12 protein-coding genes are annotated in these 15,964 nt (G+C 46.2%); 5 read left to right on the top strand and 7 right to left on the bottom strand.

Features of this window, described 5'->3' with window-relative positions; all coding sequences use genetic code 11:
• The first annotated feature begins 341 nt into the window (after nucleotides 1-341).
• Both ESB13_RS05405 and ESB13_RS05400 read left to right on the top strand, forming a co-directional pair.
• Nucleotides 342-962 carry a WbqC family protein gene (locus ESB13_RS05405; protein ID WP_129001995.1) on the top strand — a complete coding sequence of 207 codons (621 nt, stop codon included), beginning with the start codon at nucleotides 342-344 and terminating at the stop codon, nucleotides 960-962.
• Between the two features lie 65 nt (nucleotides 963-1,027).
• Complete coding sequence (locus tag ESB13_RS05400; RefSeq protein ID WP_129001994.1) at nucleotides 1,028-2,068, top strand: PorP/SprF family type IX secretion system membrane protein; 1,041 nt, start codon at nucleotides 1,028-1,030, stop codon at nucleotides 2,066-2,068.
• A gap of 20 nt (nucleotides 2,069-2,088) precedes the next feature.
• On the opposite strand, the gene ESB13_RS05395 is transcribed toward ESB13_RS05400, so the two are convergent.
• The 7 genes from ESB13_RS05395 to ESB13_RS05365 form a co-directional block, all read right to left on the bottom strand.
• Nucleotides 2,089-4,242, bottom strand: a complete 2,154-nt coding sequence (locus ESB13_RS05395; RefSeq protein ID WP_129001993.1) for a M56 family metallopeptidase — start codon at nucleotides 4,240-4,242, stop codon at nucleotides 2,089-2,091.
• Nucleotides 4,243-4,252: 10 nt separating this feature from the next.
• Nucleotides 4,253-4,636 (bottom strand): BlaI/MecI/CopY family transcriptional regulator, encoded by a 384-nt coding sequence (locus ESB13_RS05390; protein ID WP_129001992.1) that lies wholly within the window; start codon nucleotides 4,634-4,636, stop codon nucleotides 4,253-4,255.
• A 73-nt stretch (nucleotides 4,637-4,709) separates the two neighbouring features.
• On the bottom strand, nucleotides 4,710-5,183 hold the full coding sequence (locus tag ESB13_RS05385) for a hypothetical protein (RefSeq protein ID WP_129001991.1): 474 nt from the start codon (nucleotides 5,181-5,183) through the stop codon (nucleotides 4,710-4,712).
• 68 nt (nucleotides 5,184-5,251) lie between these two features.
• A complete protein-coding gene (locus ESB13_RS05380; RefSeq protein ID WP_129001990.1) occupies nucleotides 5,252-7,468 on the bottom strand; it encodes a sodium-translocating pyrophosphatase in 2,217 nt (738 codons plus the stop codon).
• A gap of 300 nt (nucleotides 7,469-7,768) precedes the next feature.
• Nucleotides 7,769-8,887, bottom strand: a complete 1,119-nt coding sequence (locus tag ESB13_RS05375) for a hypothetical protein (protein WP_129001989.1) — start codon at nucleotides 8,885-8,887, stop codon at nucleotides 7,769-7,771.
• A gap of 62 nt (nucleotides 8,888-8,949) precedes the next feature.
• A complete protein-coding gene (locus ESB13_RS05370; RefSeq protein WP_129001988.1) occupies nucleotides 8,950-10,431 on the bottom strand; it encodes an NAD(P)H-hydrate dehydratase in 1,482 nt (493 codons plus the stop codon).
• A 26-nt stretch (nucleotides 10,432-10,457) separates the two neighbouring features.
• Nucleotides 10,458-11,621 carry a serine hydrolase domain-containing protein gene (locus tag ESB13_RS05365; protein ID WP_129001987.1) on the bottom strand — a complete coding sequence of 388 codons (1,164 nt, stop codon included), beginning with the start codon at nucleotides 11,619-11,621 and terminating at the stop codon, nucleotides 10,458-10,460.
• 136 nt (nucleotides 11,622-11,757) lie between these two features.
• Here ESB13_RS05365 and ESB13_RS05360 point away from each other — a divergent pair, with 136 nt between their 5' ends.
• From ESB13_RS05360 to lepA, 3 genes are read left to right on the top strand one after another with little or no spacing between them, the layout of a single operon-like run.
• The gene (locus tag ESB13_RS05360; RefSeq protein ID WP_129001986.1) at nucleotides 11,758-12,927 is read left to right on the top strand and encodes a putative sugar nucleotidyl transferase; all 1,170 of its coding nucleotides are present in this window, start codon (nucleotides 11,758-11,760) and stop codon (nucleotides 12,925-12,927) included.
• A gap of 43 nt (nucleotides 12,928-12,970) precedes the next feature.
• Complete coding sequence (tpiA, locus tag ESB13_RS05355; RefSeq protein ID WP_129001985.1) at nucleotides 12,971-13,732, top strand: triose-phosphate isomerase; 762 nt, start codon at nucleotides 12,971-12,973, stop codon at nucleotides 13,730-13,732.
• Between the two features lie 43 nt (nucleotides 13,733-13,775).
• Nucleotides 13,776-15,560, top strand: coding sequence for a translation elongation factor 4 (lepA, locus tag ESB13_RS05350; RefSeq protein ID WP_129001984.1), 1,785 nt, complete (start codon nucleotides 13,776-13,778; stop codon nucleotides 15,558-15,560).
• Nucleotides 15,561-15,964 lie beyond the last annotated feature (404 nt).

The following is a 15,964-nucleotide window of genomic DNA, read 5'->3' as shown; positions in this document are numbered from 1 at the left end:
TCCACATCAATAGGGGAGTTACCCACATTCCACTACCTCAATTTTTACTTTAAACACTTTCTAACTAATTTAGCCAGTCGGTCAGATTTTTGGGTGGATGTGGGATGTAAGAGCCGCTTTAGCCTGGCCTTTATTAGAAATAGCACTGCTAAAAAAATTGGAAATCGGCCATCCGACATACCAAAAAGATTGGACTAATTTATTTAGTAAGCTAAAATAATAATAACTACTTCATTTTTAGACATATATGAGGTATATTGAAATTAAGTGTAACCCTTATTGGGAAGCTTTTTTTAACGAAATAGGCGCTTTTTAGGGCGCCTGACCTCATAATCGCATTTATGGAATCTGAAAAAGTATTAATAACTGATAACCAATACTTTCCATGCATTAGCTTAATAAAAATGTGGTTTGAATATTCATATGTTGAAATAGAAGCATGTGATACCTACCAGAAGAACAGTTTTCGCAACCGTTGTATCATCGCCGGCAGCAACGGACTCATTAATTTATCCGTCCCCCTCGAAAAAGGACGCGATCAGAAAGCCTCCTACCGCGATATCAAAATTGCCTGGCAGGATAAATGGAACGTCCAGCACTGGAGGTCCATTACCTCATGTTACCGCCGCGCACCCTATTTTGATTTTTATGCCGGCAGCGTCGAAAGCCTGCTCCAAAAACGGCACGTCTACCTTTTCGATCTTAACCTCGAAATAGCAGCATGGATTCAAAAGCTGTTTAAAACAACCGCTTCAGTTAAACTAACCGATAACTTCGTACAGGAATATAATCCTGCCGTAATGGCAGATTTTAGAAATTACTGGCGCCCCTCTAACTTCCGGAACCATACCGGTAACCTGCCCCGTTACTTCCAGCTTTTCGAAGATCGCAACGGCTTCCAGCCTAATTTGAGTATCATCGACCTGCTCTTCTGCGCAGGCCCTAAGGCCTTAATCCCCTGATCTAAGGGAGGAAAAACGGCCTTTTTCAGCTCCGGCCTCTATAGCTGATTGTCTATTTTTAAGACATGAAAAGACGACTGGCTATTGTTCTTGCAATGGTAGGAGTAATTCAGTTACATGCGCAGCAACGCCCCCAATACACGCAATACATTTTGAATAGTTTCATCATCAATCCCGCAGTCGCAGGTATCGAAAACTATTGGGATGTAAAAATGAGCCACAGGCACCAATGGGTAGGTTTGAACGGATCGCCGGTAACGACTTACGTCACTGTTCACGGACCACTTACCAAAAGCGACTACGACAGGCCTACCATCGCAGGCACCCACGCTTCCGGCACCAACCCGCGCGGAAAAGCTTACTGGAACGAATACACCGCTCCACCGCCCCATGCCGGAATGGGATTTTCATTTATCAACGACAGAACAGGGCCTATGAACCGCTTTTCTGCCTACGGCACTTTTGCCTATCATATCGCGCTTTCACCCTCCATGAATATCAGCGCCGGCCTGTCTGCAGGCGTACAGCAAATGCGCCTTAACTCCGAAAAACTCGATTTCGGTGTTGAATATCCCGTAGACCCCATCCTGCAGGGCAGCGGCGAATTGAATAAATTGAAAACGGATTTTAACGCAGGTATTTGGTTGTACTCCTCAAAATTCTTTGTCGGCGCATCAAGCCTTAACATCGTTCCACAGGGTATCGGCTTCGACGGCGGCAAACTTACAGGCGATTCTATCGCAAAACTGAAAGGAAAACTCTTACCTCACTTGTTTCTGTCCGGGGGCTTCCTTACTTTTCTCGGAGAAGACTTTTCCCTCCTGCCTTCTGTTCTTGTAAAATATGTAACGCCAACTCCCGCCAGCCTCGACCTCAATGCAAAACTGCAATACAGGGATGACGCCTGGGTAGGATTAAATTACCGTTTTAAAGAAGGATATGCCGTAATGTTAGGTATGAATATCAGCAATAACCTCAATATTGGCTATGCGTACGATTTTACGGCTTCTAAATTGAATAACGTCACCAAGGGAACACACGAGATCCTCATAGGCCTCGCCCTGGGTAATAACCACGATGATTGGTGCCCGAAGAATATTTGGTAACACAGCAACCTCAATAGATCCTAATCTGCATGAATGAGTAACGACTGGCTCAGCGGAGCTTCCGGTCCCGCCGGCACCGCCTCTTTTTCATCAACCAGCATATTCTCCTGCTTTTCTTCCTTGGTCATCTTCCGGATGGTGATCTGACTGCTTTGTGTGGTAACGCCATTTAAGCTGTTCGAAATAGTGATCATCACATCTTTATATTGATAAGTGACCACTTGTGGCTGGCGCTCATTATACGACGATGGGGGTGGAGGCGGTACAGGCTGGGTATAATAGGTAGCCGTGCCTTGTTGCAGCATGGTAGCCCCTGCCGTTGTGCCATTGGTATTATTGGTGGAATGATCTTTCCTTTTTTTGATGGTAACATTAACATCCGGCCTTACACGGTCTTTTTCCTTAACCGCAGGACGGCAATAGGCCCAGATCGCTTCCTGGCGTTCCAACATTTCAAAGGCGCGTTCCAGCATCTCCGTGTCCAGCAGCTCCAGGTCGGCAGGCAATTTGGCTAATAACCGGAACTGGCGCGATTGCGACAAACGGCCGGAATCTGCTATCTCTCTCAACAAATTGCTGATGGCACGATCTATATTTCTATGATGCATTCTTACATGAGCGCTGTCCATGGTACGGCGTAGGCTCGCTGCAGTACCGGAAGCGTAACTCCGTATATTGTCTGCGCGCTGCAACACTCTTGCCCTTGGCGGGGCTGGCGGAGCCGCTATCCTCACTTTTATACTTCTGGCTGTACGGCCACCTGGTTGGGGAGGGCGCATGGGCAAACGGTAATAAAATACTTCAGGAGCAGGAGGTACCATGTCCATGTTTTGCAGCTGTACCACAAAATTAGGTAACGGCATTACCGTAATATGCTCCGCCATAACAGGTTGCAATATATTGCTGTCTATCCTGGCGCTTTCTTCAATGACAGTTGCAAGGGTACTTTCCGGCTCTTCTTTATAACGCGCGGCCGCAGCTACGGTAGTACGAATTTTGACGGCAGGCTTTTCCGCTGTATGGGTTCTTTCCCCCTCGTCGCGCTTATGATTCGCAAGGAAAAAAACAGGATTGAATAAAGGGTTGTCTACCCTTGCAGTGATCGGTTCCAATAATACCGGTTGCTGTGTTTTGCCATTGCCAGCCTGGTTATAGCTCGATAATCCTGGCTGCAGCCAGGCTATAGTGCTTAACACCCCCGTCATAACTACCAGGGCAATCAGGTGTTGTTTATAATTAAATGCCTTTTCTTGTTGGTTCAGCATGCGCTTTACCCGGGGCAGCAATTCTCCCTTATTACCACTGGCCTGCATGGCTAGTACCGGGGCCGCCTGTAAATGCGCCATACGCAACAGCGCTTCAGCATACATCGAAGGATTATATTGAAACTGTAATACCCAGTCGTCACAGGCGTTCTCCCTTTCCTTCCGCGTTAAACGGCTCAGCAGTTGCATAAACGGATTGAAGAACAATGTGATCTCTATGACAGATTGTATCAGGTTGATGAAATAATCCCCCCGTTTAATATGCGCCAGCTCATGTAATAACAATGCCTCCAGTTGCTGCGGAGTAAGATGGTTGATACTGGCTATGGGTAATAAGATAATAGGTTTAAGATAACCCACTGTTAAAGGACTGTTCACCACAGAAGATAGAAAGAGCTCTACCTTGGGTTTTATATGAAGCTGCACGGCAACCTTTTGTACAAACAAACGCCACTCCACATCAATTTTATGCAACCCATCCTTACGTATCTGCTGCGCCTTGCGGTAGGTCCTGATCCATTTAACCCCCAGGAACACCAGCAGGAACAGGTAAGCTATCGATAAAAACGGTAGCAGCTGCTCTATTTTCAACGTCCACGCCAGTAAGCTGGAACGGAAAGATGTTGCTTCCGGCGCTACTATCCACGCATTCTCCGCAGGCATGTTCAACGACTCCAGGGCCGAAGCAGCCACCGCACATTGCTGAAAATATACCTTGAAAGTGATAAGAAACCAGCAAAAGGCCCCCAGTTGCGCAATAAGTGCTAACCGGTATTTAACCGCAGCCGATAAAGGAACAAGACCCGTGATCAATGCCACTGCCAGCCATAAAAGGGCTGCCTGCCACAAACTGTTGGCAATGGCATAACCCAATGCCTGTAAAAAAGGAGAGTGGAGCAATGCCTGCATACAATGCGGTTTATTGTTTTTTCAGATTGTCCAGCAGCTGCTGAATCTCATCCAGTTCTTCCCTGGAAGGTGGTGTACTGCCCAGCGCCTGCATCACCAGCTGGCTGGTAGAACCTTCAAATAAGGAATTCACCATCTTGCCCAGCAGTTGCTTCTGGGTGTTGTCCCTCGATATGTTGGGCCGGTAAATATGTGTCTTCGCAGAATCATCACGCACCACAATACCCTTTTCAAACATGATCTGCATGAGTTTGAGAGTGGTAGTATAACCACTTTCTTTATACTGGCTTAACTCCTCATGCACTTCACGTACGGTTGCCTGCTCTCTTTTCCAGAGTATCTGTAGTATCTCTAGCTCACTTTCTGTCGGTTTCACACTTTTTAGATTGCTCATGTTACGAATTATTTCGTATCAAATGTAAGTATTATATGCGCTTTCAAACATAAAATTTCGGTAAAATTCCAGCTTATTGTACGCGCGAAACGGTTGAAACCGCATAATGACCAATGGTTTTGATATTTACCTTCCCGTTCTTCGCCGTTACCAGCTTATATTCTTTGAATAATCCTTCCTTGTCATGAAACCCGATAACGCAACTATAATCCTCAGGCCCCTTTTTGATGGAAATAACAGGATTGAAACCTAGATTAGGAACGGTAAAATTGTCTTCCGCCCTCAGTTCCTGGTATTGCAACTGTATACGATAACCAAAAGTGGCAGAGGTTTCATACACCTTAACCGTAAAATACCAGTCGTTTAGCTCATCAGGAACTTTCTGTTTGTATTCTGCCACAGGTGTACTGCTTACTTTTTCTCTTTTCTCAGATACCTGACTGGCTGGTTTTATAATAACGGTTGAATCGGAATGCTTGTTATTTTGTTCACCGTTATTACAGGCCGGTAATAACAATAAAGGGAGTGAGTAAATTAAGTTTTTCATAGACACAAGTATATAAAAAAGCGGGCCGGATAACTACATCCGGCCCGCTTTTTTTTAACAACGAAATGTTATTTATAAGCTGCAACATTGCCTTGGTTGGCAGGAACAGCAGCTTGTACGGTTTGCTCGATAGCTGGCTTTTGTTTCACACGAACTGCATCTTTTGTATGGAATAACTGCGCTAACGTTGGAGCTATTACCAGTGATACAATCGACATCAGTTTAATAAGGATGTTCATTGATGGGCCGGAGGTGTCTTTGAAAGGATCACCTACGGTATCACCGGTTACCGAAGCCTTATGGGGTTCTGATTTCTTATAGTAAGTCTCACCATTGATTTCAACACCTTTCTCAAAGCTTTTTTTAGCGTTGTCCCATGCACCGCCGGCATTGTTCTGGAACATACCCATTAACACACCGCTCACAGTAGCGCCTGCAAGAAAACCGCCCAGTGCTTCAGGTCCCATTAAAAAGCCGATGATCAGCGGAGAAATAATAGCAATAGCACCGGGCAACATCATTTTTTTGATCGAAGCCTGTGTTGAAATCGCCACGCATTTGTCGTATTCAGGTTTTCCGGTGCCTTCCATGATACCTGGAATAGAACGGAACTGGCGGCGTACTTCTTCAACCATCGACATCGCAGCTTCACCTACCGCACGTATGGCCAGTGAGGAGAAAATAAAAGGTATCATCGCTCCTACAAATAAACAAGCCAGGACATCCGCTTTATATATATCGATCCCGCTGATGCCAGCTACACCCACAAACGCAGCAAACAATGCCAGCGCCGTTAAGGCCGCAGAAGCAATCGCAAAACCTTTACCGGTAGCAGCTGTAGTGTTACCCACCGCATCCAGAACGTCGGTTTTTTCACGAACTTCTTTAGGTAACTCGCTCATCTCGGCAATACCGCCGGCATTGTCGGCAATAGGACCAAACGCATCGATCGCCAATTGCATCGCAGTAGTCGCCATCATACCCGCAGCTGCAATAGCCACGCCATATAAACCAGCACAGGCATAAGAACCATAAATACCACCTGCCAGTACCAGTATCGGGAGCAGGGTCGATTCCATACCTACTGCCAGACCACCAATTACGTTGGTAGCATGCCCCGTAGCAGACTGCCTGATAATGCTCATTACAGGACGTTTGCCCATCGCTGTATAGTATTCAGTAATGATACTCATAAGAGTACCTACCAGTAAACCAACACCAATCGCGCCCAGTACTCCCCATTTGGTGAATTCAAGACCACGTAAGGTCATTGTTTCCGGTAAAATATAATATACAAGTCCAATACAGGCTAGGGCCGTTAATACGATAGAACCCCAGTTACCCATGTTTAAGGCACGTTGTACATTGCTGGTATTGATACCGGCAGCATCACTTATCTTAACGAAGAAAGTGCCGATGATGGAAAACAGGATGCCTAAACCAGCTATTATCATTGGCAACAATATAGGGCCAAAACCTTCGAAATTATCACTGGATATAGTTTCTTGCCCCAGTACCATCGTTGCAAGAACGGTTGCCACATAAGAACCGAATAAGTCGGCGCCCATACCCGCAACATCACCTACGTTATCACCAACGTTGTCGGCAATAGTGGCAGGGTTACGCGGATCATCTTCGGGGATGCCAGCTTCTACTTTACCTACAAGGTCAGCGCCAACGTCGGCTGCCTTGGTATAAATACCACCGCCAACACGCGCAAACAACGCAATAGATTCTGCACCAAGTGAAAAACCGGTAAGTACTTCAATAGTCCGCAGCATTTCCTCCGATCGAACTTCAGCTCCGGGCGCCAGTATTTGTTTGAAAATAAGGTATAACCCTCCTAAACCTAAAACGGCTAAACCAGCTACACCCAGTCCCATAACAGAACCACCTGTAAAAGAAACGGATAAAGCTTTCGATAAACTGGTGCGTGCCGCATGTGCTGTACGTACATTGGCCTTGGTAGCCACCTTCATGCCTATATAACCGGCGGTAGCGCTGCAAATCGCACCCAATATGAAGGCTACAGCGATCAACCAGTTCGAATGCGGGTTACTTTGAGCCATTACACCCAGCAACAACGCAACTATAATTACAAAATAGGAGAGGATCTTCCATTCCGCTTTCAGAAAAGCCATAGAACCATCAGCAATATAAGTGCTGATTTCCTTCATCCGTTCGTTGCCGGCATCCTGGCGAGATACCCAGTTGAATTTGACAAAAGTGTACAAAAGGCCTATTACGCCCATCACAGGCACGAGATAAAACAGTGAGTTGTACATAAGCAAGGATGTCGAAGATTTAATTGATATAAAATCGAAAGGTAGTGAAAAAATGCACTGTACCACCTATAACATACACGTGATTTATATCATTTGTAATTAATTGATAAACCCCTGTCTGCTTTTCTCCTCCCGAATTCCACATTAGAAACCTATTAGAATTATCGGAAAAAAATGTGAAAATGTATTTAATATTTTTTTAATCCTTTAATATTTTTTTAAGTTTGCTCCAATAAAATAACTATCCATAGGGGTATGGATTGTTTATGAAGGGTTACAGAGAGGTGTTTTCCAACACCTCTATTTTTTTACGCTCTCGACCGGGAAACCGGTTGTTTTGAATTCCTTTTCAATAACTAATTGATTCTCTCCATTATAGAGCGCTTTATCCGTCTGAATCAATCCATAATACAGGTCAAACCACTCTATCTTAGCGGAAGATGATTCCTCCTTGCCCGCCCGGTAGAATTGATCTCTCCTGTCAAAAAATGAATTTAATCCCAAAATAGTCTGAGCTACAAGCCGGTCGGTTTTGTCTTTTCCGAGTTTTTGCCTGATACGCCATAAGGTAGAAGTGATAATCAAACCGGCTCTATGATTATCCAGCACGTTTGCAAAGTATTTTTGATACCTGGAAACGGAGAGATAGTAATACTTTGAAATGTTATTATGCTCATTTTCGAGTTCTGATTTATAAAACGCTTTCAGCTTATCGAAAAAAGAGCCGATATAAAGGGAATCGGCAGCAGGATACTGGCATAATCGGGAAGCGTCTCTTATCAGATTTGAGGGAACGAAATCTTCTCCAACAACAGGGGAATTGTTTAACGAAACCGTGAAGTATTCCAGAAGCCCCATATGTATATAGGTAAGCCCTCCGAACTTAATGTTTAATCTATCCTGAAGATACCAGAAGGCCCTGTGTCCCATCTCATGGTAAAACAAAGAAGGCGACGGTTGGCCCCCGGGCTGAATAATGAATTCTTTGGGGGAGGTTAATAACGGTATATCACCATACAAAACACTTATCTCCCTGTAATCCTCCTGGGAATTGAAGTCTATCTTATTTTCAAAAAGCTTATTATAGTATTTTATTGCCTTGTCGATATTATAAGCTGTATACACGGAATAATATGCTTCTGAATGTCGCTTTATTCTCTTACTGAAATCGACTGCAACAGGAGTGCTGTATAGCTTCTTTCTATCAGGATTTTTATCGGGAAAAGAAATGGAATCTAAAATGCTAAATTGGAGGCTTTTAATAAAAGCGCTATTTATCTTCCCGTTCTTTATAATGTCTGCAGGTATCTTCTGGTTGCAGGTTTGACCATTGTTCAGGTAGTCAACCGTAGTAATAGGCTTTTGATACCGGCAACTGGCAAAAGCTAAAACCGGTACCCAGAAAAAAAATCTATTCATATAGCTGCCCCATGGGCTTTTATATAGTTGCAATACTTTTACAAGCCCCAAGGCTTCCGATATTAGGCTATAGCGTAAAAAGCACGCCCAAGCGAGTCGATAATATCCGACGGTAAAAGGCTTTCCATAGAATGAACTTCCGTATCCAGTGCAAGATCTGCCGCCAGCCCATGCAAATACACCCCTAGTAAAGCAGCATAATGAGGCTGTTTGTATTGCGCCATCAGGGCCGTTAAGATGCCGGTAAGCACATCGCCGCTGCCACCGGTGGCCATCCCCGCATTCCCGGTAGTATTGAACCAGCCCTTGCCCTGCCAGGCCACAAGACTATGATGCCCCTTTAATACAATAACCCAGCGATATTGCTTCGAAAGATGAATGGCCTTTTCTATCCGCTTCGATTCATTCTCATGTTCCCCGAATAACCGGTCGAATTCTTTGGGATGAGGAGTTAAGATGCTGTTCTCAGGTATGCGCTCCAGCCAGCCGGCATGCCGGCTGATAATATTTAAAGCATCTGCATCTATGATCATTGGCTGACTGGCGCCCTGCAGTAACTGGTCTACCAGTGTTACGGCAGCCTCGTGTGTGCCCAGTCCCGGGCCAACCCCAAGACAGGCATAAGCGCTCGTAGCCGCAGCAATGCTGGCCACTACCATCGCTTCGGGAACCGCAGTCTGCATAATAATATATCCTTCTTCAGGTATCAGGGTAGTTAATAAACCTATCCCGGATCTTAAACAGGCCCTTGCTGCCAGTACAGCAGCACCCATTTTCCCGTAACTGCCCGCCGCAAGTAAAGCATGGCCATAACTGCCCTTATGCGCAAATTCATGGCGCGGCTCATAAATAGCCAGCAGATCCGGCACAGTGATAAGATGATAAATAGCCTCCTCCGTAGGTTGAAAGCTCTCTTTTAAGCCAATATCCAACACCTGAACACTGCCGGTATAAACAGCATTCTCTGCCAGCATAAAACAGTATTTCTGTATCTGGAAGGTGAGCGTATGTGTTGCCTGAACTATAATATTGCCCTTCGATGAACCTTCCGTGAACATCCCGCTAGGCACATCTACCGAAAATACTCTCACATCGGCATCGTTGATATGCTGAACCAGTTGGGCCGACAAATCCTGGAGTGGCCTGTTTAACCCCGAGCCAAATAAAGCATCTATCACAATATCATCTGCATGTAAAACCGGGAAGGCGCCGGCATGTTCTATAAAGTAGAGCTCATCGGTAATACCGCGTAACCGCTGTAGGTTCGCTTCAAAATCATCAGACCCCCTTGCCCCAAACTCCAGTATGTACACCGACACGTCATACCCTTGCGCCAGTAACTGCCGGGCAATGGCCAAACCATCACCGCCGTTATTGCCCTTTGCACAAAATACTTTTAATATGGAATCACTCCCCGTAAATAAGGTAATATGGTTGGTGCAGGCAAGTGCCGCTTTTTCCATGAGGTCAATGGAGGATATAGGTTCATGGGCAATTGTATAAGCATCCCACTCGTGTATTTGTGCAGCCGTGAGCAGTTTCATGGAACGAATGTACAATTTTGCAACCTCTATTCTTCTAACTTATTATTGTCTTGATGGCCCGAGAATATATCACCAAGTTTCTTCGCCTGGTAGATAGCACGGTTGTACCGGTTGCCCAATACAATGATGGTGGCTGTATCCTGCACCTGGCGCGTGAATACTGTATTGCTGCCATGCCATTTCCCGTTATGATATATAATGGTATCCTGGTTATTGATGAACAGCCGCCAGCCAAGTCCGTAATTATGCATCGACTTGCGCTCGTTGCTTTGTGGCCTAAACGCACTATCCAGCGTCGCAGCATGTACAAAACGATGCTGGTACAATGCCTTGTCCCACAAAAGAAGATCCTGCACAGTACTGTAAATATTTTTATCGCCATAGGTGCAATCCAGGTGATCCATAGCATAAGGAATGTTGCCAATATAAGTAGGTACATATTGACTGGTATCCCGTATCGAAAACACAAAACTGTGGTTCATCCCCAAAGGGGTGAATACACTGTCTTTCATGTATTGCGGATAGGCCATGCCCGTCACTTTTTCTATGATCATCGCCAGCAATACATAATTGGTATTGCAATAATGAAAATTCCGGTTGGGGTTGTTATCGGGCCTCGGACGATTGGTGATCATCCAGTTCAACACATCTTCGTTGGTGGCTTTTACTTTTTTATTCCATCCCTTGTCCAGGAAATACAGGTAATTAGGTAAGCCGCTGCGGTGACTTAACAACATGCGAACAGTAATGCCGGAATACGGAAACGCAGGAAAATAATGCTGTAATGAATCGTCCAGCGATAAACGTCCCTGCTCCCAGAGCTTCAGAACAGTAGTACCGGTAAAGGTCTTGGAAACAGATGCCAGGTGAAAGGGAGTGTTCGCATTAATGGCTTCCTTCGTGCGGGTATTGCTGTAACCCCTGTAGTCCTCATACACAACTACTCCATTCTTGGCTACCAGTATGGCGCCGCTGAAATTATTCCCCAGTATTGCGGGAACAGCCGATTCTATTCTGTGATGATAATAATTAACCTGGCCTGGTGTCAGCGGTGCAAACGTAAAATCACTCGGCTCATTCGCAATTCCGCCCAGCAGGGAGGCATTTTTACTGGCTGCCTGCTCGTTACATGCAACAAATCCTGCAAAACATAATAACAATACACCTAAAGAAACACCAACCACTTTCATGTCAACGATTATATTTATGCATGGGCTGCTACGAATTTCATGCCTGTACTTGCCCGGCTGCCTGTTTTTTTGAAAGCCGCAAAAATAGGTGAATTGTTTTCATATAATAACTTTACGGCAAACAAGCTTTACACATATGAGCATTATATTATTTGATCCGCCTGGCAGGGAAAGCCTGTTCCCCCTTACCCAAACCCGCGCTGTCGCCGATCTGCTGCTCGGAATGCTCACCATAAAGCAACGATGGCAGCACTGGAGTAAGGAGCAGGTCTTTGTCCTTACCAGCGAATACCTGCAGCCATTATATCCCCTGGCTGCACCCGGAACTCACCTCTTTGTCAACGCCGCCGTATTGCCCGATGAACAACTGCGCCACAGCATCCTTCAACTGGCCGAAGGCGAAGCGCTGCAAGACGAAATGGGACTCATTGCCTGCCGTTTTAACCTGGGCAAAAATGCCTTCTCCATGGCGGCGCTTTCCCCGCACCTGCACCACGTCGTCACCCGCACAGGCGTCACGCATCTTCAGTACCCATGGGAAATATTTATGTGGAACGATACCTGGGCCAGAACTGATTTTCCACTGCTTACCAATGGTAAAACTGCCGCGGCAATATCCGCGTCTAATAAAGTGCTCGGCGAAAACAACCTCTTTGTCGAAGAAGGCGTCGAAATGGAGTTTGCTACCATCAACGCCGCCACCGGACCGGTTTACATCAGCAAAGGCGCTGTTATCATGGAAGGCGCATTGTTGAGAGGACCTTTGTTTATAGGTGAAAAAACGGTGTTGAAAATGGGGGCGAAGGTCTACGGCGCCACTTCATTGGGACCCGCCTGCACCGCTGGCGGCGAAATCAAAAATGTCGTTATGCAGGGCTATAGCAATAAAGCGCACGACGGTTATCTCGGAGATGCTGTCATTGGCGAATGGTGTAACATGGGCGCAGGTACTACCAACAGCAACGTTAAAAACACAGGGGGAGAAGTAAAGATCTGGCACCACGCCACCGGCAAGTTCATCCTCGCCGGTTTTAAATGCGGCCTTGTCATGGGCGATTATAGCCGCACAGCCATCAACACAGCCATCAATACCGGCTCCGTTATCGGGTGCTGCGCCAACGTCTTCGGCGAAGGTCTTACGCCTAAAGTGGTCCCCGCATTTACCTGGGGCATGAAGGGGATCACCCGATATGAATTTGAAAAAGCTTTGCAGGATATCGCCAACTGGAAAAAAATGAAACACCATGCACTCTCAGAACAGGAATCTCGCATTTTGAAACATATCTTTGAGCACCTTTTGCAATAGCATAGGCGCAGTCTTCGAATTCAAAACAGAATAACATAAGAGTATGAAAAGTCAAATTGCAGCAGCCAACTGGAAAATGAATTTAACCCTGCAACAGGGTGAAACTTTACTGGACGAGATCCTCGCTCAGCCTTACCAGCTGAACCACAACCGCCTGGTCGTTTTCGCAGTTCCGGCTCCTTACCTGGCAATGGCACAGCAAAAAGTAGCAGGAAAAAGCCACGTCTTTATAGCCGCGCAAAACTGTTATAGCAAAAAATCCGGCGCCTATACCGGCGAAATCTCGGTAGAAATGCTCCAGTCCCTCGGTATTAAATGGGTCGTATTGGGCCACTCCGAACGCCGCGAATATTTCCAGGAATCAGATCAGTTCCTCGCCGAAAAAGTAAATATCGTTCTCGAATATAATATGACCCCTATCTTCTGCTGTGGCGAACCCCTCCAGGTAAGGGAAGCTGGTACGCAGAACAACTTCGTTGCCAAACAGTTGGAAGCATCTCTGTACCATTTGTCCGCCGAACAGCTCCAGAAAGTGGTGATCGCCTACGAACCAATCTGGGCCATCGGTACCGGTAAAACCGCCACCAGCGAACAGGCACAGGAAATGCACGCGCATATCAGGGCCGAATTAGCCAATAAATACGGCGCCGACGTAGCCAAAAACGTTTCTATCCTCTACGGCGGTAGCGTAAAAGCAGCCAACGCAGCCGAAATCTTCGGCCAGCCCGATGTCGACGGCGGCCTCGTAGGCGGCGCTTCCCTTATCGCCAAAGAGTTTTCAACTATTATTAATGGCCTGAAATAGGCGGAGGCCCTTAGTTTAGTTATCTTTGCAGCTTAACTATAGTATGAAGCATATTCGGAATTTTTGCATTATTGCACACATTGACCACGGGAAAAGTACGTTGGCAGACCGTTTACTCGAACACACGAAGACCATTGGTGAACGGGATATGATGAACCAGGTATTGGATGATATGGACCTGGAAAGGGAAAAAGGCATCACCATCAAAAGCCACGCTATCCAGATCAATTATAAACACAAAGGCCAGGACTATGTGTTTAACCTGATCGATACGCCCGGTCACGTTGACTTCAGCTATGAGGTAAGCCGCGCACTGGCAGCCTGCGAAGGCGCCCTTCTACTCGTCGATGCCTCCCAGGGCATCCAGGCGCAAACCATCAGTAACCTCTACCTCGCCATCGACAACGACCTCGAGATCATACCCGTTATCAATAAAATTGATATGGACGGCGCCATGATTCCCGAAGTAAAAGATCAGATCATCGATCTTATCGGTTGTAAAGACGAAGATATCCTGCTGGCCTCCGGTAAAAGCGGTATCGGTATCGAAGAAATCCTTACCGCCATCGTAGAACGTATCCCGCCGCCAACAGGCTCGGAAGAAGCTCCCCTGCAGGCGCTCATCTTCGATAGCGTATTCAACAGCTTCAGAGGTATCATCATCTATTTCAGGATCCTCAACGGCGTCATTCGCAAAGGCGATAAGATCCGCTTCCTGGCTACAGGTGAAGACTACGAAGCCGATGAAGTAGGTATCCTGAAACTGGGCATGGAAGAAAAGAAAGAAGTGCGCTGCGGCGACGTAGGTTATATCATCACTGGTATCAAAAACGCCAAGGAAGTGAAAGTAGGGGATACCCTTACACTTGCCAACAACCCCGGCGAAATGATCCAGGGCTTCGAAGAGGTGAAACCCATGGTATTTGCCGGCATCTTCCCGGTGAGCACCGATGACTTCGAAGTATTACGCGACTGTATGGAAAAACTGCAGTTGAACGATGCTTCCCTCACCTTTGAACTCGAAACCTCCCAGGCCCTTGGCTTTGGTTTCCGCTGCGGTTTCCTGGGCCTCCTCCACATGGAGATCATCCAGGAAAGGCTCGAACGCGAGTTCAATCAAACGGTCATCACCACGGTTCCCAACGTAAGTTTCATCGCCCACTCAAGTAAAGGCGATAAAATTGTGGTGAACAACCCTTCCGAAATGCCCGATCCTACCAAGCTGGCCAAGATCGAAGAACCTTTTATCAAAGCACAGATCATCACTTCTCCCGATTATATCGGTAATATCATGACGCTTTGCCTGGGTAAAAGAGGCTTCCTCATGAACCAGTCTTACCTGACTCCTACACGTGTCGAACTCATTTTCGAAATGCCACTCACAGAAATCGTATTCGATTTCTATGATAAGCTCAAGAGCCAGACACGCGGTTACGCGTCATTCGACTATTCTCCCATTGGTTACCGCGATGCTGATATCGTAAAAATGGATATCCTCCTGAACAACGAAAAAGTGGATGCCTTAAGCGCATTGATCCACCGCTCCCGTTCACAGGATTTTGGCCGCAAACTCTGCGAAAAACTGAAAGAGTTATTACCACGTCAGCAGTTCCAGATCGCCATCCAGGCCGCTATCGGTGCTAAAGTAATAGCAAGGGAAAATATCAGCGCTATGCGTAAAGACGTAACCGCTAAATGTTATGGTGGTGATATCAGCCGTAAACGTAAGCTGCTGGAAAAACAAAAAGAAGGTAAAAAACGTATGCGCCAGATCGGTAGCGTTGAAGTGCCGCAGGAAGCATTCCTCGCAGTACTGAAACTCGACTAATTGGCGTCGTAATAAAGTTCTCTCTTCCGGGCTGGCCAAACCAATGGTCAGCCCTTTTTTTATGATTGTTGATATCACACTTCCGCCCCGTCTTTTTTTTAGCAATGCTAATAAGATTAGCACGTACGCCTGAAGCAACTTTAAAGCATCCTTAAAGCTTCTCTAAAGCTTCCTAAGAGCATCCTTGAAATGGCGTAAAAAAGCACCGCAGCGTCATTTTTGCTAAAAAAAAGCGGCTTTCATGATAATGGCGCAGAAGCGCCGCAAAAATCTTGTCAAAGCGCCGCAAGTCTCTTGTCGAAGGTCGCAAGTGTCTTGTCAAAGGTCGCAAGTCTCTTGTCAAAGGGTCGCAAATCTCTTGTCAAAGGTCGCAGATCTCTTGTCAAAGCGTCGCAAATCTCTTG

Source organism: Filimonas effusa (genome assembly GCF_004118675.1).
Classification (GTDB): Bacteria; Bacteroidota; Bacteroidia; order Chitinophagales; family Chitinophagaceae; genus Filimonas; species Filimonas effusa.
The sequence above is the reverse complement of the archived record's forward strand: the minus strand, read 5'-3'. Positions and strand labels throughout refer to the sequence as shown.